Below are 16643 nucleotides of genomic sequence, written 5' to 3'. Positions count from 1 at the left end.
TGTTGAGGTTGGCGCGTTGAAAGCGGCTGCGCCGGAGGGCTGACGGTTCGAGAAACGGTCGGGGCTCACAGCTTGTCAATCAACAGGGCGGCTGCCCTCCTTGCGCTGCTTAGTTGTTCAGCCCCTGACCTGTTTTATCCCCATGATTCCTCCCGGTTCCTCACTCGGAAATGGCGACGGCATGCCCCGTCGCACGTTCGTCAAAGGTGTCTCCGCTGTCGGCGTCGGCCTCGCGCTCGGCGTCACGAGCCTCGCTGCGGTCACCGAAAACAAACGCCGCCGATACGCCATCGTCGGCGTCGGCTCGCGCAGCCAGATGTACCAAAGCGCGATCGAGACGACGCACAAAGAACACGCCGAGCTGGTCGCGATCTGCGACACCAATGCCGGTCGTCTCGAAGTGTCGCGCGCTCTCGCCCGCAGGCACGGCGCGGCCGAGCCCAAGGCTTATGCGGCCGCCGATTTCGAGCGCATGATCGCGGAGACGAAACCGGAGTTCGTCATCGTTACGACGGTCGATGGCACGCACCACGAGTACCTGATCCGCGCGATGGAACTTGGCTGCGACACGATCACCGAAAAGCCGATGACCACGACGTCGGCAAAATGCCAGGCGATCATCGACGCGCGCAAACGCACCGGGAAAAACTGCCGTGTGCTCTTTAACTACCGCTACTCGCCGCCGCGCACGCAGGTGAAGGATATTTTGATGAGCGGCGAAATCGGCGACGTGCTCTCAGTCGATTTCCAATGGCTGCTCAACACCAGTCACGGCGCGGATTACTTCCGCCGCTGGCACTCGCACAAAGAAAACTCGGGCGGCCTCATGGTCCACAAGGCGACGCATCATTTCGATCTCGTGAACTGGTGGCTTGGTGCCGTCCCACAAGCCGTGACTGCGATGGGCAAGCGCGAATTCTACACGCCCGCCATGGCGAAGCGCCTCGGCCTCGAAAGCCATCACGAGCGCTGTCTCACTTGTCCGGAAAAGAAGAAATGCGGATTCTATCTCGATATGGCTGCGCAGCCGAAAATGAAGCAGCTCTACCTGGATCAGGAAAAACACGACGGCTATCTGCGCGACCGCTGCGTCTTCCGCCCGGACATCGACATCGAAGATACGATGAACGTCGCTGTGCGCTACGACAACGGCGCGACGCTCAGTTACTCGCTCAATGCCTTCAACGCCTGGGAAGGTTACCAGATCGCGTTCAACGGTACGAAGGGCCGTCTCGAGCATTCCATCGTGGAAAAAATCTACGTGAACGGCACCGACTCCGTGCAAGGCGGCATCACGGAAGGCGGCGTGACCACGCGGGTGATTCCGCTGCGTGGCGCGCCCCGCGAGGTCGAACCGTGGACGGGCACCGGCAGCCACGGTGGCGGCGACAAGATCATGTTGGACGACATGTTCCTGCCGAAGCCTCCCGAGGATAAGTACCAGCGCGCAGCCGACGAACGCGCCGGCGCGGCCTCGATCTTGATCGGGATCGCCGCCAACCAGTGCTTCGAAAAAGGCACGCCGGTGAACATCGCCGATCTCGTGAAAAATCTCGCGCGTCCCGACTACGCGCCGATGCCTTCACGCACCGGCCCGCTGCCGATGCCGCAAGCCTGAGTTCTCCGCGCGCACGCCGCGCACGAAGTTGGACAAACGCGCCCGCTGATCGCAGGCGCGTTTTGCATTTATTAACGCGGGCTCTACGCTGCCTCATGCGCACCGAACGCGATTCCATGGGCGAGATGCCCGTCCCCGACGAAGCTCTCTACGGCGCCTCCACGCAGCGCGCCGTGTTGAATTTCCCCATCAGCGGGCGGCCGATGCCTCCCGCGTTCATCCGCGGGCTCGGCCTCGTGAAGCTCGCATGCGCCGCCGCCAATCAGGAACTCGGGCTGCTCACGCCCGAAAAGAGCGCGCTCATCCAGCAGGTCGCTCACGAACTTCTTCAGGGAAAACTGCTGGAGCATTTTCCCGTCGATGTGTTTCAAACCGGCTCGGGCACCTCGACCAACATGAACGCCAACGAGGTGATCGCGAATCGCGCGAGCCAGCTCAGCGGACAGACGATCGGTTCCAAAAAACCGCTTCACCCGAATGACGACGTGAACCTCGGCCAGTCGTCGAACGACGTCATCCCCACTGCGCTGCATGTTTCCGTCGCGCTCGCGCTCCACGAGCAACTCCATCCTGCGCTCAAGCACCTGCACGCCGCGCTCGCCGCAAAGTCCGAAGCGTTTTCCGAAATCGTGAAGATCGGGCGCACGCACTTGATGGACGCCACGCCGGTCACGCTCGGGCAGGAGTTTTCCGGTTATGCCGCGCAAGCATCGAAGGCCGCCGTGCGCGTGGAGAAAGCTATCGTCGCGCTGCGCGAACTCGCGATCGGCGGCACCGCCGTCGGCACCGGTATCAACTGTCATCCCGAGTTCGCGGGAAAAGTCTGCCGCATCCTTACCGAGAAAACGGGCATCCTCTTTTACGAAGCGCATAATCATTTTGAAGCGCAGGCTGCGCGCGACGACTCGGTCGAGGTCGCGGGACAACTCTCCGCCATCGCCGCATCGCTCACGAAGATCGCCAACGACATCCGCCTGCTCGCGTCGGGCCCGCGCAGCGGTTTGCAGGAAATCCGCCTGCCCGCCACGCAGCCCGGCAGCTCGATAATGCCGGGAAAAGTGAATCCGGTGATGAGCGAGATGCTCGTGCAAGTCTGCATCTACGCGCAGGGACTCGCGCAGATGGTCGCGATGTGCGGACGCGACGGACATTTCGAACTCAACGTCACGATCCCGCTCATCGCGCACTCGTTGCACGAAGCTATTCACTGCCTGGCGAACGGCGCGCGTGTCTTTGCCGATCAATGTGTGCATGGCATCGAGGCAGACCCCGAGCGTTGCCGCGAGCTCGTGGATCGTTCGCTGATGCTCGTGACGGCGCTCAACCCACACATCGGCTACGATGCGGCGGCGGCCGTGGCCAAGGAGGCGTTTGCGAGCAACAAAACCTTGCGTGAAGTCGTACTCGAAAAAGGTCTCCTCGATGCCGCTACGCTCGATCGCGCACTCGAACCGATGGCGATGACCAAGCCAGGCGAAAGTGCGCTAGGCGGGGGAGGGGGCTGAGGCGTCTCCCCAGTCTTGGTTGAACGCCGCGCGTTTCCCGTTGTCCACTGTCTTGCCACCGGTCGCGCCGCTGCGCATCGTGCGGCAAACCCATGCCCGTTCCGAAAATGTCGGTAGTGAAGACCTGGATGCTGTTGCTTGTCCCCGCGCTGCTGGCGGTCCCGCCCGCGCTGCGCGCGCAACTGGAGCCGATCAGCCAGCCCGCTCCCTTGATGCCCGGCGTGTCGCGGCCCGCGCCCGGTCCCGGGCTTTCGCTTGAACGCGAGGCGCATCTGGCACTGAACATTGGATTGCCCTCTATCGCGGCCGAGCTCTTCAGGAAAATTTTTGATGATCCCGCGACCTCGGCAGAAGTGCGCAACCGGGTCGCCATCCACCTGGCAACGGCGTTGATCGAGGAAGACCGGTTCAGCGAGGCTGCGAAGGTGTTGCAGAAATTCACCGGCCTGCCCACGGCGGCGCTGCGGTTGCGGCAGGCGATGATCGCGGTGCGTGAACGTCGGTTCGATGCGGCGAAGGCCGAGGCTCAGGCGATCAATCCCGATGAATTTACCGCTCCCTATGACCGTGGCTGGTATTTTTTCCTGCGTGGCCAGCTGGCCGGCGATGCGCAGCAGGCGGGAGCGTTTTATCAGCAGGCCGATGATGCGGCCGCAGCGGCGGGATTGGAGGCGCAGCGGGCCTGGTTTCTATTGGCTAAACGAAAGCTCAAACTTCAGGCGGGCGACGTCACGGACCGCAACGTGACGGCGTGGCAGAAGATCATCGGTAGCAGTGCGGGCACCGCCCAGGCTTACGAGGCGACCAGCCAGCTCGCCGTTGGACTCGCGCAGCTGGGCCAGCGCCCGCAGGCAATCGCTCTTTTGCAGAGCGCGCTGCTCCCGCTGTCCAAAGATGAACGCGCGTACAGAGACGAATGGCAGCTGCTGCTTGGATTGATCGCAGGTCCGGACGATAGCGCGGGCTGGGTCGCGTTGCGCAATCTGCTGATCAACTCGACTGATCGTGACCGGCAGCGCGTCGCCTTGCGGCTGATGTTCCGTGCGTCGCGTGCCGGGGCGCGGCGAGATGAGTTTAGTCAGCTCCTCAATGAGCTGATCTCGGCGCCGTCGCCGCATCCGATTCTTGAGTACTTGCTGCTTTTTCGGGCGCAAACCGCGCTTTCGGACAACGCGAATAAACGCTACCCACAGGCTGAGGAAGACGCCACGCGTCTGCTCAAAGAGTTTCCCAACTCCGCGCTCAAGGCTGTGGCGCTGGGCGTGTTGACGGAGGCGGCTTGGGAGCAGGGGCTTTATCGCCGCGCTGCGACTCATGCCGCCGCAGCGCGCGCTGAATTGCCCGCTGGCGAAACCCGTGCGCAGCTCGGCGTGTTGCAGGCTGAGGCGTATTTCCGCGCAGCCGAAATAGGGAAAACCGCTGCCGACTACCGCACTGCCGCCGATGCGTACGGCGCAGCGCTCGCGGAAGTCCCCGCCGGGGTGCCACCGGGCGATTTGATGTTTCAACGCGTGCTCTCCGCCATCAACGCGGGCCAGCTCGATGAAGCGGAGCGAATACTCGATGAACTCGCACGCGATCCACGATTGGATGCCTCTTATCGCTGGCAAATGGAGTGGAATCTCGCCCGCGCGCTGCAAGTCGCCGGTGCGGCACCCAAGGCTTATGAACGCGTGAACCGGTTGCTCGACAACGCGCTCACCTCCGCCGGACTGCCCGAGGATTTGCGTGCCAGCATGGCGTGGTTGCAGGCGCGGCTGGCCTTCGAGAATAATGATCCCGCGCGCACACTCGCGCTGGGCGATACCCTGATGGGTTCGCTCGATGGAGTGGCATCTACGTTGAAAGCCGAGATCGCGAGCAACACGCTGCTGCTCCAGGCGCAGGCGGGCTTTGCGTTGAAAAATCGAGAGCGCGCCAAATCCGCCCTGGATCGTTTGAAGAAGGATTATCCCACATCCGACGCGGCCATTTACTCGTACATTGTTGAGGCCGACGCTGCCGATGCCGACGGACTTGTGCTCGACGCTCAGAAGCTCGTGGTCGATCTGGCGGATAAGTTCGAGAAAAGTGAATACGCGCCCTACGCGCTCTACCGGGCCGCGCTTTATGCCGCGCGGCGAGGGCCTAACCGCCAGGACTATGTGGACGCCAACCAGATTCTCGAACGGTTGGTGACGAAGTATCCTGACGATGACCTTGTTTTCTATGCCCGCTTGAAGCAGGGCAACCTGCTCCGCGAAATGAATGAGTATGGCCGCGCCCGCACGCTGTACGCCGCGCTCGTGAACAAGTTCACCTACCCGCAATTTGCCGACGCCCTATCGGCCCAGATAGCGCTGGCGGACACCGAGGCGACACTTGCGGCTTCCGATCCTAGCCGGGCGAGCAACGCGGCATCCATTTACGAACGGCTCTACGATCTCCCCTCGGCACCGATCGATCTCCGAGCCGAAGCCGGTCACAAACTCGGTCTCTACCGGGCAGAACGGGAGCCGGAAAATCCTGAGCGTGCGTATGCGATCTGGTGGCCGATGATCGAGGCGTTTGTCCTCGACGAGACAAAAGCCGCCAAGCTCGGAGCGAACGGGCGATACTGGATGTCGCGGACGATTTTGAAGCTCGCCGCATTTCAGGAGAGCCGGTCCAAGCCCCGGGAGGCCCGCCAGTTGTACGAACTTATCTTGGAGAAAAAATTGCCGGGCACACTCCTCGCGAACGACGGCCTCACGCGCACCGGCGGGAAGCCCGCCGCGACGACCAACGGAGCAGCCCGCTGATTTTAGGCATTTACGCCCCGATACGAAAACAGTCTAACGTCGCCCAACCCAATGTCCGGTTTCGATTTCAGTCTTTTCACCCAAGGCGGCCCGATGCTGGTCGTGCTGGTGCTTATGGCGGCGGTGGTGATCGTGCTTTTCATCGAGCGCACCCTCTACCTCCATCGCGGCCAAATCCGGTCCAAGCCTTTTCTCGACGGCATTAAGAACACGCTCGAACGCCGCCGTCTCGTCGAGGCGCTCACGCTCTGCGAAGAAACCCCGGGCCCGGTCGCCGCCGTTGTGAAAGCCGCGCTCCTCAATGCCGACAAGGATGCGGAAAAAATGCGCTTCGCTGTGCAGGAAGCAGCTGTGGTCGAGATCCCGGCGCTTGAACGCCGCCTCGGCTCCATCGCGGCTGTGGCGCAGATCGCCCCGCTGGTGGGCCTGCTGGCGACGTTGCTAGGCATGATCACGACGTTTCATGCCTTCATGCAGGGTGGCCAGTATGCCACGGCCAACGCACTCGCTTCCGGCATGTGGCAGGCGTTGATCGGCACGGCAGGCAGCCTTATGATCGCGATCCCCTCGCAGCTTGCGTGGCATTTTCTCACCGGCCGCGTCCGTTCGCTGGTGCGGGATGTCGAATGGGCGGGCAACGAAATCATGCAGTATTTGCTGTCTGACTACCAAGGTGGTGGCGAAGGGGTGGCACCTCAGCCAAAGCCCGCCGCTCCCGCGCTTCCGGTAGGCCCTGTGGCGGTTGTCCCTCAAGTGAAAACGTCATGATCGCACGCCCGCTCGATCTTGCTTCTGCCCTCCGTCGCCAGCCGCGCAGCTTCGACTGGGTGTTCTTCGTGAACTTTGGGTTGATTGCGTTGTTCTTTATTTTGTTCGGTTCCCGCTTTGTTTTATCACCCGCGCTGGCGGTGGATGGTGAAGACCTGCGGCTCTCCACGGTGCCAGAGGAGACATCGGGTCTTGTGGCGGCTAAATTCGCGGTAAGCGTGAAGGCGAACGGCCAGATCTTCGTCGATCCTAACGGACTCGTGAATGATGAACAGCTGCGTGTGTGGCTGTCTGACCGGGCAAAACGTTCCCCGGGAGCGTATCTGATCATCTATCCTGACAAGGCTGTGCCTTTCGACGACGTCGCCAGGATCTCGGTGGCCGCGAAGGAAGCGGGGCTGTATCCATATATCGGGGTTGCCACAATTAAAGCCGGGGCAGGGCAGTGATGAAAATCCCCATCGAAGGCCGCTGGCTGGGACTGGCTGCGTTGATAGCGATCGTATGCGTCGCCGTTTTGGTGCTGGCAGTTCGCTTTGTCAGCTTGCCGACTCCAGCAGCAAACTCGAAACCGGTGACACCGCGCACGGGCGGCATCGGCATCGCATCGCCCAGCGGTACGGTTGCTAGCGCACTGCTCCATGAGCAGTCCTTGCTCGACCCTGATCCGCTTTTCCTGCCGACCCAGTTTAATGCGAGCCAGCTCCGGCTGCCGGCGCTTATCCGTCGCGAGCCCGGCGCTTCGTTTCAGCCGGTTTCCTCCAAATACACATATACGCTTGCGGAGGCGCAGATAAGTTTCCCCGAACCAGTGGCGAGCCCAGCTCAACCGGTGGACGTGCTTGCGTATGATCGTGTGAAAAATCCTTACGAAGTCTTGGGACGTTATGAAAGCGATGCGCTTCCGCTTCCTGAGCGGTTGGCGGTGGTCGAAATCGTGCAGATTAAATCCGGTCGCGTTGTATTTACGGCTCCACTGAAAATGCTCGATGCTCCCGCTCAGCTGGCATCAGCCGATTGGAGGCCGCTCGAGCTGCTCGCGGCGGTCGATGCTACAGGGCTTATCGGCCTGCCAGTGCTTTCGCGTGGATCTGGCGTGGAAGCAATCGACACTTTTTTTTTAAGAAGTTATCTCGCTAAAGAGTTTCGCCTCGGAGAGCGTCTCCCTCCCGGTTTCTATGCGCTTCGTGTTGGTCCCTAAGTCGGCAGCAGTATTTCAGGAAAAGATCTAATTTGCTGTTGACGGAGAAAAACCCGACGCCCACGTTCTCCGCTCTTTTTCACGTTTTTTGACCCATTTCCTTGGTCTGCCCAGATAGCTCAGTTGGTAGAGCACGTTCTTGGTAAGGACGAGGTCGCCGGTTCGACTCCGGTTCTGGGCTCCAGGTCAACGTCGGTGACTTCTCCGACGTAAAATCAGAGGTCAATTCTCATCTAACTCCACAACGTCTCAAACTCCCATGGCTAAAGGTACATTCGAACGCAAGAAACCGCACGTAAACGTTGGCACCATCGGCCACGTCGACCACGGTAAAACCACGCTGACCACCTCGATTCTCGCGGTGCAGGCTCGTAAAGGTCTCGCCGAGGTTAAGACCTACGCGGACATCGCCAAGGGTGGTACGCTGCGTGACGCATCCAAGATTGTCACGATTGCCGTCGCTCACGTTGAGTATGAGTCCGACAAGCGCCACTACGCACACGTCGACTGCCCTGGCCACGCTGACTTCGTTAAGAACATGATTACCGGTGCCGCCCAGATGGACGGCGCGATCCTCGTTGTCTCCGCTGCTGACGGCCCAATGCCTCAGACCCGTGAGCACATCCTGTTGGCCCGCCAAGTTGGCGTTCCAAACATCGTCGTCTTCCTGAACAAGGTCGACTTGATCGACGACAAAGAGCTCCTCGACCTCGTCGAAATGGAAATCCGCGAGCTCCTCAGCAAGTACCAATTCCCCGGCGACACTGCCACGATCATCCGCGGTTCCGCCACCGCCGCTCTCGAAAACAAGCCCGAAGGTAATCAGGCTATCACCGACCTGATGACCGCCATCGACAAAGACATCCCAGAGCCCGTCCGCGAAATGGACAAGCCCTTCCTGATGTCCGTTGAAGACGTCTTCTCGATCACCGGCCGCGGCACCGTCGCCACCGGTCGTATCGAGCGTGGTATCGTCAAGGTCAACGACACTATTGAGATCGTCGGTCTTAAGGACACTGTCACCTCCGTCGTTACCGGTATCGAAATGTTTCGTAAGCTGCTCGATAGCGGCCAAGCCGGTGATAACGTCGGTATCCTCCTCCGTGGTATCGACAAAGATTCCATCGAGCGCGGCCAGTGTCTCGCGGCTCCGAAGTCGATCAAGCCACACAAGAAGGCCAAAGCCGAAATCTACTGCTTGTCCAAAGAAGAAGGCGGCCGTCATACCCCATTCTTCAACGGCTACCGCCCACAGTTTTATTTCCGCACGACTGATGTGACCGGTATTGTCAATCTGCCTACTGGCGTTGAGATGATTATGCCAGGCGACAACATCGCTGTTGAAATCGACCTGATCGTTCCAATCGCGATGGAAAAGACCCAGCGCTTCGCGATCCGCGAAGGTGGTCGTACCATCGGTGCCGGACGTATCACCGACATCATCGAATAAGGTTCTCCAGACTTTGTTTAATCCGACTTGCCGAGGCCTCTACCGGGGCCTCGGCTGCGTCGTCTAAAAGACAAAAAATCACAGGCGTGTAGCTCAATTGGTAGAGTAGCGGTCTCCAAAACCGTTGGTTGGGGGTTCGATTCCCTCCGCGCCTGCCAAATTTCCACAAATGAAAAACCCGTTCCGCAGCATCCGCATCTTCACCGTCGAGATGATCGACGAATTGAAGAAAGCCACCTGGCCCACTCGCACGGAGCTGCGTGATTCGACCATCGTCGTCATCGTGGCGGCGGTCATCCTAGGCCTTTTCACAAGCATCAGCGACTTTGCCCTCTATCAAGTCGTTGACCTCTTTACCTCTTTGGTTAGCTAACTGATCCTTCATGTCCGTCCAAGTCACCACGCCTGCTGGCACCCAATGGTTCGCTCTGCACACCCTCTCCGGTCAGGAGGGCAAGGTGAAGCTCTACATCGAGAAATTCAAAAAGCAGGAAGAGCTCGACGACTCGATCTTCGAAGTTCTCCTCCCGACCGAGGTAGTCTCTGAAGTTAAAGCCGGCAAGAAATCCACCAAAACTCGGAAGCTTTATCCGGGCTACGTTTTCATCCAGATGCGCCTCTACGGTGAGGACAACAAACTGATCAACAAACCGTGGTACTTCGTGAAAGAAGTCGCCGGCGTGATCGGATTTGTCGGTGGCGAACGCCCCGCTGCTCTTCGTCAGGCTGAGATCGACGAAATTAAGTCCCGCGTTGAAGCGGCATCCGGCAAAGAAGTGCCGAAAGTTTCCTACGAAATCGGAGAAGAGGTCAAAATCACCGACGGTGCTTTTGCCAACCTCACAGGCCGCATCGACGAGATCGATCCTGCGCGCGGCAAACTCAAGATTTCGGTCTCCATTTTCGGCCGGTTCACCCCGGTCGAGCTCGAATACTGGCAGGTGCAACGCCTTACCGAATAAAGCGACGCCCTCTTTGCAACCGCCGACGTTCACTCACCGTATACACACGTCACTAATCACCCGCCTTTTCATTCATCATGGCTAAGAAGATCCAAGGTTATATCCGCCTTCAACTCCCTGCCGGTGCTGCTAATCCAGCGCCTCCAGTCGGTCCCGCACTCGGTGCGCAAGGCGTCAACATCATGGCGTTCTGCAAAGAATTTAACGCCAAAACCAAAGACCAGAACGGCATGATCCTGCCGGTCGTCATCACGGTTTTCTCTGACAAGAGCTTCACGTTCATCCTCAAGTCCCCGCCCGCATCGGTCCTCCTCAAAAAGGCCGCGAACATCGCCAGCGGTTCGGCCAAGCCGAATCAGGACAAGGTCGGCAAGGTCACCAAAAAGCAGCTCGCTGAAATCTGGAAGATCAAGAAGGCCGACATGAACGCCAAAGACGAAGCCGCTGGCATCAAGGTTATCGCCGGCACCGCCCGTAACATGGGCATCGAAGTCATCGACTAATTTTCCCGTCACAACCCAACTCAACGCGGGAGTCTCACTCGAGACGTTCGCACCGCACGGAGTCATCAATGCCCGCTAAACCAAGCAAACGCTACCGCAGCGCCGTTCAGGCCGCTGATCTCACCAAGGACTACGGCCTTAAAGACGCCATCGAAGTCCTATCTAAATTCCCGAAGGCCAAGTTCGACGAAACCGTCGAACTCTCTTTCCGCCTTGGCGTCGATCCCGCCCAAGGCGACCAGATGGTCCGTGGCACCACGCCGCTCCCAAATGGCTCGGGCAAAAAAGTTCGCGTCATCGTCTTCACCGATAACGCCCAGGCCGCGCTCGACGCCGGTGCTGACGTCGCCGGGCTCCAAGAACTGATGGCCAAGATCACCGAAGGCTGGCTCGAGTTCGACGTCGCCATCGCGACGACCGAAGCCATGAAGCAAGTCCGTACGCTCGCCCGCGTCCTCGGTCCGAAAGGCCTCATGCCCAACCCGAAGTCCGGTACCGTCACCGACGACATCGCTGCTGGCATCAAAGCCGTCAAAGCCGGCCGCGTTGAGTTCAAGATGGACAAGGCCGCCAACATTGGTGTCGGCGTCGGCAAGCGTTCTTTCACGCCTGCTCAGATCGTCGAAAACGCCGCTGCTGTTATCGAAGCTATCGGCAAGGCCAAGCCGGCCTCTTTCAAAGGCCAGTACATCAAGACTGTCGTCATCTCTTCGAGCCAAAGCCCAGGCGTCCGCCTCGCTTCGACCGAATACAACAAATTCTAAGGAGCCCGACCCATGAGAGCTGAAAAAAATTACCTGATCGCTGAGGTCGAGACTCACCTCAAGAAGTCCGACTATGTCATCCTTGCGAATTTCTCGCAGGTTTCCGTCGCGGATGTTTCCGAACTGCGCAACCGCCTCGCGACTGAGAGCGCTGAGTTCCACGTCGTGAAAAACAGTTCCCTGCGCGTCGCCGCCAAGACACTCGGACTCCCTGAGTTCGAAGGCGCTTTGGCCGGTCCAACCGCAGTCGTTGTCGGCGGAAAAAACCCCGCTGGTGTCGCCAAGGTACTCAAGAAGTTCTTTGAAGATAAGAAGAAACTGGAAGTCAAAGTTGGCGTTCTCGATAAGAAGATCGTCACTGCTTCCGACCTCGCGAAGATCGCGGACCTTCCATCCTTCGAAGCACTGCGTTCGCAGTTGCTCGGCCTGTTTACACAGACCGGTGCCGCCTTCGTTCGCGTCCTCGACGCCAAGGTCAAAAAAGAGTCCCCTGACGCGCCCGCTGCTGAGCAGCCTGCTGCTCCGTCCGCTTAAACCCACCGCACACTTTAACATTTTTCCTGCCGCGGCTTAAACCCCATGGCCGGATTTAACATCAAGCGAGGCCCGCTAGGAGATACGTCTCTTAAACGCGTTTCACTCTTCGAAACCGCTAGCAACCTCAGGAGATTACTTATGAGCAATATCACCAAAGACCAAGTCATCGAATGGTTGTCCGCACAGCCCATTCTCGAACTCGCTGCCCTCGTTAAAGACCTCGAAGGCAAGTGGGGCGTTTCCGCCGCTGCTGCCGTCGCCGCTGGCCCAGCCGCTGGTGCAGGCGCTGCCGCTCCGGCCGCCGAAGCCCAGACCGAGTTCACCGTCATCCTCAAAGATGCCGGCGCCAACAAGATCGGCGTCATCAAAGAAGTCCGCGCCATTACTGGCTTGGGCCTCAAGGAAGCCAAAGATCTCGTCGAAGGCGCTCCAAAGCCCGTCAAGGAAAACGCCCCCAAGGCCGAAGCCGAAGACATCAAGAAGAAGCTCGAGGCCGCCGGCGCGAAGGTCGAACTCAAGTAATTACTTGGCGTTCAACATCGCAAATCGTCCCTCTTTCTCAGGACAGGCCGTGCCTACGCGCGGCCTGTCCTTTGCCTTTTTTCCATTTTGTTCTTTGTTAGCGCAGCCCGCCGCTGCTGACGCCGCCCACGCGTCACCTCGCGGCTGATTTTTTTAGCCCCCTCCGCACCGGGTGCTCCGCATTTCTTCATTCATCCAACCGGGAAAACACATGGCCGACCGCATCAACTTCGGTAAACTCAGAGAAGTCATCCAACCGCCGAATCTCATCGAGATTCAGATCACGTCCTATTTGGACTTTCTGCAAAAAGGCATTCCCGACAAGCAGCGCAAGCCCCAAGGTCTTGAAGCCGTTTTCCGCGAGGTTTTCCCGATCGAGTCTTACGACGGCCGCCTCGTGCTTGAGTATGTCTCGTACACCCTTGGCGACTCTAAGAACACCGAGATCGAGTGTATCCGCGAAGGTATCACGTACTCCGTTCCGCTCTATGTGAAGCTTCGCCTCCGCGAGGAAGACTTCATCAAGGACGAAGAAATCTACATGGGCGAAATCCCGATGGTCACCGACCGCGGTTCGTTCATCATCAATGGTGCCGAGCGCGTCGTCGTCTCTCAGCTCCACCGTTCGCCTGGCATCGCGTTCGAAGTCACGCCCCACGCCAACGGCAAGCCGCTCCACTCTTTCCGCGTTATTCCTGACCGCGGTACTTGGCTAGAAGTGCAGTTCGACAATAACGACCTGCTCTACGTCTACCTCGACCGCCGCCGTCGTCGCCGCAAATTCCTCATCACGACGCTCCTCCGTTCCATCGGCTACAGCTCCGACATCGATATTCTGAATCTCTTCTACGAGATCAAAGATCTCAAAGTCGCGAAGGCTCTCGATCTCGAAAACGTTTCCACGCTTGTTCTCGTCGAAGACGCGATCGATGCCCAAAAGGGCGTCGTTCTTGCTCGCGCGTTCGAGCCGCTCACGAAGCAGATCGTGCGCACCTTCGAGAAGCACGACATCACCTCCATCCGTGTCATCGATACAGCGGTGGACGAAGGCGCGATCATTCGAGCCCTCAAAAAAGACCCGACTCGCAACGAAGAAGAAGCGCTCAAGGAAATCTACAAGCGCCTCCGTCCAGGCGAGCCGCCAACCACAGCGAACGCCAAGGCTCTTCTCAAGCGCCTCTTCTTCGATCCCAAGCGTTACGACCTCGGCCGCGTCGGTCGCTACAAGGTCAACCAGAAGCTCAGCCTCAAGGTTGAGATCGAGCAGCGCATCCTTGAGAGCAACGACATCGTGGCCGCCACGAAGTACCTTGTCCGCTTGAAGCGTGGCGAAGGCGTTGTAGACGACATCGATCACCTCGGTTCCCGCCGCGTCCGTACCGTCGGCGAACTTCTTGCCAATCAGTGCCGCGTCGGCCTCAGCCGCACGGAGCGTCTCGTTCGCGAGCGCATGACGATGTACGACCAGAGCGTCGACTCGATCACTCCACAAAAGCTGATCAACCCGAAGGCTCTCACGACCGTCATCCGTGATTTCTTTGCCCGCTCGCAGCTGTCGCAGTTCATGGACCAGATTAACCCGCTCGCCGAGGTCACGCACAAGCGTCGTCTCTCCGCCCTCGGGCCAGGCGGTCTTAACCGCGATCGCGCTGGCTTCGAAGTCCGCGACGTTCATCCGTCGCACTATGGACGTATTTGCCCGATTGAGACGCCCGAAGGTCCAAACATCGGTCTGATCAACTCGCTCTCGACCTACGCCCGCGTCAACGAATTCGGCTTCATCGAAACGCCGTATCGTCTTTGCAAAGACGGCAAGGCTACCGACAAGATCGAGTACCTCACCGCCGACCAGGAAGAAGGCAAAGTCATCGCTCAGGCTAACTCTGAGCTCGACGACAAGAACCACTTCGTCGGCAAGGTCACCGTTCGTCAGCAAGGCAACTTCTTGGAAGTCGCCGCGAGCGAGGTCGACCTCATGGACGTTTCTCCGAAGCAGGTCATCTCGATCGCTGCCGGAATGATTCCGTTCCTTGAGCACGACGACGCCAACCGCGCTCTGATGGGCGCCAACATGCAACGCCAAGGCGTTCCGCTCCTCAAAGCCGAGTCTCCATTCGTGGGCACCGGTATCGAAGAGCGTGTCGCTCGTGACTCGAAGATCGTGGTTGTCGCTGACGAGAAAGGCATCGTCGCCGCCGTTGACGCCAAGCGCATCGTTGTCACCGAGGATGGCGAACTGCCGAAGAACTTTGATCGCGCTCCGAAAACCGACGCCAAGAACGGCGTTCACGTTTACGAGCTGCGCAAGTTCATGCGCTCAAACGCGGGCACCTGCTTCAATCAAAAGCCCATTGTTGAAAAAGGTCAGAAGATCAAAGCCGGCCAGATCATTGCTGACGGTCCTTCGACCGAAGACGGCGAAATGGCGCTCGGCCGCAACGTGCTCGTCGCGTTCATGCCTTGGAACGGCTACAACTTCGAAGACGCCATCCTCATCTCCGAGAAGGTTCTTAAGGAAGACATCTTCACCTCGATCCACATCCAGGAATTCGAAGTCACTGCTCGTGACACGAAGCTTGGGCCAGAAGAAATCACGCGCGATATTCCGAACGTCGGTGAAGAGGCGCTCAAAAACCTCGATCACAACGGCGTTATCCGCATCGGTGCCGAAGTGAAGCCCGGCGACATCCTCGTCGGCAAAATCACTCCGAAATCCGAGACCGAGCTCGCTCCTGAAGAGAAGCTCCTCCGCGCGATCTTCGGTGAAAAAGCTGCCGACGTTAAGGACACCTCCCTCGTGGTGCCTTCCGGTGTTGGCGGCATCATCATGGACGTAAAGGTTTCCAGCCGCATCGATTTCGAGAAAGAGAAACTTTCTCCTTCCGATCGCCGCCGCCAGACCAAGCAGATCCAGGAAGATTATAAGACCCAGATGGACAAGTTGCGCGAAGGCCTCACCGAGGCCCTCTCCAACATCCTCCTCGGCGAAAAGATCCCGCTCGACGTGATCAACGGCCAGACCAACGAGGTCATCATCCCGGCCAACCGCAAGATCACCAAGACGCTCCTCCGCAAGCTCGCCGCCGTCTCCAAACACGTCGAGATCGACCCGTCTCCGGTTCGTATCAAGATCATGGAGATCATCGGCTCTTATCAGTCGAAGTTCGACGAGCTCGAAGGCGACCGCGAACGCAAGATCACCGGCATCGAAGCCGGTGACGATGCGGGCAACGGCGCGATCAAGCAGGTCAAAGTGTATATCGCCACGAAGCAAAAGCTCGAGGTCGGTGACAAGATGGCCGGTCGTCACGGTAACAAGGGTGTCGTCGCGAAGATCGTTCCCGAAGAAGACATGCCGTTCCTCCCGGACGGTACGCCGGTCGAGATCTGTCTTAACCCGCTCGGCGTTCCTTCACGTATGAACGTCGGCCAGGTGTTGGAGACACACCTCGGTTGGGCGTGTAAGAAACTCGGCATCAAGGTCGCGACGCCTGTGTTCGACGGTATCCCGGAAAAGAAAGTCCGTGAATACCTCAAGGACGCTGGTCTGCCGACCTCCGGCAAATCTGCACTCTTCGACGGTCGTACCGGCGAGAAGATCGATCAGCAGGTCGTGGTCGGCTACATCTACATGATGAAGCTGAACCATCTTGTGTCTCACAAGATTCACGCCCGCGCCGTCGGTCCATACTCCCTCGTCACGCAGCAACCATTGGGCGGCAAAGCCCAGTACGGTGGCCAGCGTTTCGGCGAAATGGAAGTGTGGGCGCTCGAAGCCTATGGCGCTGCGCACACCCTCCAGGAGCTCCTCACCGTCAAATCCGACGACGTGCAAGGCCGCACCAAGATCTATGAGTCGCTCGTCAAGGGCGACAACACGCTCACGGCCGGTACGCCGGAATCGTTCAACGTGTTGATCAAGGAAATCCAGTCGCTGTGCTTGGACATCAAGCTCAGCAAACGCGACGTCCTAGGCTTCGGCTCCACGACCTCCCGCACCGGCACCTAAGCCTGCCTGCACCTCCGCATCTTT

The 16643-nt window shown here is 59.1% G+C and carries 14 protein-coding genes and 2 tRNA genes; all 16 read left to right on the top strand.

Translation table 11 applies throughout. The features are described 5' to 3' along the window. Window positions 1-142: 142 nt before the first annotated feature. The 16 genes from CMV30_RS05265 to rpoB all read left to right on the top strand — a co-directional run bounded on the left by CMV30_RS05265 (window position 143) and on the right by rpoB (window position 16619). On the top strand, window positions 143-1618 hold the full coding sequence (locus tag CMV30_RS05265; RefSeq protein ID WP_245844407.1) for a Gfo/Idh/MocA family protein: 1476 nt from the start codon (window positions 143-145) through the stop codon (window positions 1616-1618). 95 nt (window positions 1619-1713) lie between these two features. After that, window positions 1714-3123: a class II fumarate hydratase gene (locus tag CMV30_RS05260; protein ID WP_096055039.1), complete on the top strand. Its 1410-nt coding sequence runs from the start codon at window positions 1714-1716 to the stop codon at window positions 3121-3123. A 92-nt stretch (window positions 3124-3215) separates the two neighbouring features. Beyond that, window positions 3216-5903 carry a tetratricopeptide repeat protein gene (locus CMV30_RS05255; RefSeq protein ID WP_138223142.1) on the top strand — a complete coding sequence of 896 codons (2688 nt, stop codon included), beginning with the start codon at window positions 3216-3218 and terminating at the stop codon, window positions 5901-5903. A 51-nt stretch (window positions 5904-5954) separates the two neighbouring features. Then, the gene (locus CMV30_RS05250; RefSeq protein WP_096055037.1) at window positions 5955-6671 is read left to right on the top strand and encodes a MotA/TolQ/ExbB proton channel family protein; all 717 of its coding nucleotides are present in this window, start codon (window positions 5955-5957) and stop codon (window positions 6669-6671) included. Beyond that, on the top strand, window positions 6668-7120 hold the full coding sequence (locus CMV30_RS05245) for an ExbD/TolR family protein (protein ID WP_096055036.1): 453 nt from the start codon (window positions 6668-6670) through the stop codon (window positions 7118-7120). The genes CMV30_RS05250 and CMV30_RS05245 overlap by 4 nt, the downstream gene beginning before the upstream one ends. Further along, window positions 7120-7872 carry a hypothetical protein gene (locus CMV30_RS05240; protein ID WP_096055035.1) on the top strand — a complete coding sequence of 251 codons (753 nt, stop codon included), beginning with the start codon at window positions 7120-7122 and terminating at the stop codon, window positions 7870-7872. Before CMV30_RS05245 ends, CMV30_RS05240 begins: the two co-directional genes overlap by 1 nt. Before the next feature lie 108 nt (window positions 7873-7980). After that, a tRNA-Thr gene (locus CMV30_RS05235) sits at window positions 7981-8056 on the top strand. A gap of 75 nt (window positions 8057-8131) precedes the next feature. Continuing rightward, complete coding sequence (tuf, locus tag CMV30_RS05230) at window positions 8132-9322, top strand: elongation factor Tu (RefSeq protein ID WP_096055034.1); 1191 nt, start codon at window positions 8132-8134, stop codon at window positions 9320-9322. An 82-nt stretch (window positions 9323-9404) separates the two neighbouring features. Continuing rightward, window positions 9405-9480 (top strand) — tRNA-Trp (locus CMV30_RS05225). A gap of 11 nt (window positions 9481-9491) precedes the next feature. Beyond that, window positions 9492-9695, top strand: coding sequence for a preprotein translocase subunit SecE (gene secE / locus CMV30_RS05220; protein ID WP_096055033.1), 204 nt, complete (start codon window positions 9492-9494; stop codon window positions 9693-9695). A 10-nt stretch (window positions 9696-9705) separates the two neighbouring features. Beyond that, window positions 9706-10284, top strand: a complete 579-nt coding sequence (nusG, locus tag CMV30_RS05215; protein WP_096055032.1) for a transcription termination/antitermination protein NusG — start codon at window positions 9706-9708, stop codon at window positions 10282-10284. Between the two features lie 77 nt (window positions 10285-10361). Further along, window positions 10362-10787: a 50S ribosomal protein L11 gene (gene rplK / locus CMV30_RS05210; RefSeq protein WP_096055031.1), complete on the top strand. Its 426-nt coding sequence runs from the start codon at window positions 10362-10364 to the stop codon at window positions 10785-10787. 68 nt (window positions 10788-10855) lie between these two features. Next, window positions 10856-11551: a 50S ribosomal protein L1 gene (gene rplA, locus CMV30_RS05205; RefSeq protein WP_096055030.1), complete on the top strand. Its 696-nt coding sequence runs from the start codon at window positions 10856-10858 to the stop codon at window positions 11549-11551. 12 nt (window positions 11552-11563) lie between these two features. Next, the gene (gene rplJ, locus CMV30_RS05200) at window positions 11564-12085 is read left to right on the top strand and encodes a 50S ribosomal protein L10 (RefSeq protein WP_096055029.1); all 522 of its coding nucleotides are present in this window, start codon (window positions 11564-11566) and stop codon (window positions 12083-12085) included. Between the two features lie 141 nt (window positions 12086-12226). Next, complete coding sequence (gene rplL, locus CMV30_RS05195; protein ID WP_096055028.1) at window positions 12227-12610, top strand: 50S ribosomal protein L7/L12; 384 nt, start codon at window positions 12227-12229, stop codon at window positions 12608-12610. A gap of 211 nt (window positions 12611-12821) precedes the next feature. Beyond that, entirely contained in the window at window positions 12822-16619 is a 3798-nt protein-coding gene (gene rpoB / locus CMV30_RS05190; protein ID WP_096055027.1) for a DNA-directed RNA polymerase subunit beta, read from the top strand. The last annotated feature ends 24 nt before the right edge of the window (window positions 16620-16643 follow it).

The organism is Nibricoccus aquaticus, assembly GCF_002310495.1.
In the GTDB taxonomy this organism is placed as follows: Bacteria; Verrucomicrobiota; Verrucomicrobiia; order Opitutales; family Opitutaceae; genus Nibricoccus; species Nibricoccus aquaticus.
The sequence above is the reverse complement of the archived record's forward strand: the minus strand, read 5'-3'. Positions and strand labels throughout refer to the sequence as shown.

What these genes read in the sequence shown, in the direction of transcription:
- CMV30_RS05265 (WP_245844407.1), top strand. Translation starts at nt 143, where the DNA reads ATGATTCCTCCCGGTTCCTCACTCGGAAATGGCGACGGCATGCCCCGT.
- CMV30_RS05260 (WP_096055039.1), top strand. Translation starts at nt 1,714, where the DNA reads ATGCGCACCGAACGCGATTCCATGGGCGAGATGCCCGTCCCCGACGAA.
- CMV30_RS05255 (WP_138223142.1), top strand. Translation starts at nt 3,216, where the DNA reads ATGCCCGTTCCGAAAATGTCGGTAGTGAAGACCTGGATGCTGTTGCTT.
- CMV30_RS05250 (WP_096055037.1), top strand. Translation starts at nt 5,955, where the DNA reads ATGTCCGGTTTCGATTTCAGTCTTTTCACCCAAGGCGGCCCGATGCTG.
- CMV30_RS05245 (WP_096055036.1), top strand. Translation starts at nt 6,668, where the DNA reads ATGATCGCACGCCCGCTCGATCTTGCTTCTGCCCTCCGTCGCCAGCCG.
- CMV30_RS05240 (WP_096055035.1), top strand. Translation starts at nt 7,120, where the DNA reads ATGAAAATCCCCATCGAAGGCCGCTGGCTGGGACTGGCTGCGTTGATA.
- tuf (WP_096055034.1), top strand. Translation starts at nt 8,132, where the DNA reads ATGGCTAAAGGTACATTCGAACGCAAGAAACCGCACGTAAACGTTGGC.
- secE (WP_096055033.1), top strand. Translation starts at nt 9,492, where the DNA reads ATGAAAAACCCGTTCCGCAGCATCCGCATCTTCACCGTCGAGATGATC.
- nusG (WP_096055032.1), top strand. Translation starts at nt 9,706, where the DNA reads ATGTCCGTCCAAGTCACCACGCCTGCTGGCACCCAATGGTTCGCTCTG.
- rplK (WP_096055031.1), top strand. Translation starts at nt 10,362, where the DNA reads ATGGCTAAGAAGATCCAAGGTTATATCCGCCTTCAACTCCCTGCCGGT.
- rplA (WP_096055030.1), top strand. Translation starts at nt 10,856, where the DNA reads ATGCCCGCTAAACCAAGCAAACGCTACCGCAGCGCCGTTCAGGCCGCT.
- rplJ (WP_096055029.1), top strand. Translation starts at nt 11,564, where the DNA reads ATGAGAGCTGAAAAAAATTACCTGATCGCTGAGGTCGAGACTCACCTC.
- rplL (WP_096055028.1), top strand. Translation starts at nt 12,227, where the DNA reads ATGAGCAATATCACCAAAGACCAAGTCATCGAATGGTTGTCCGCACAG.
- rpoB (WP_096055027.1), top strand. Translation starts at nt 12,822, where the DNA reads ATGGCCGACCGCATCAACTTCGGTAAACTCAGAGAAGTCATCCAACCG.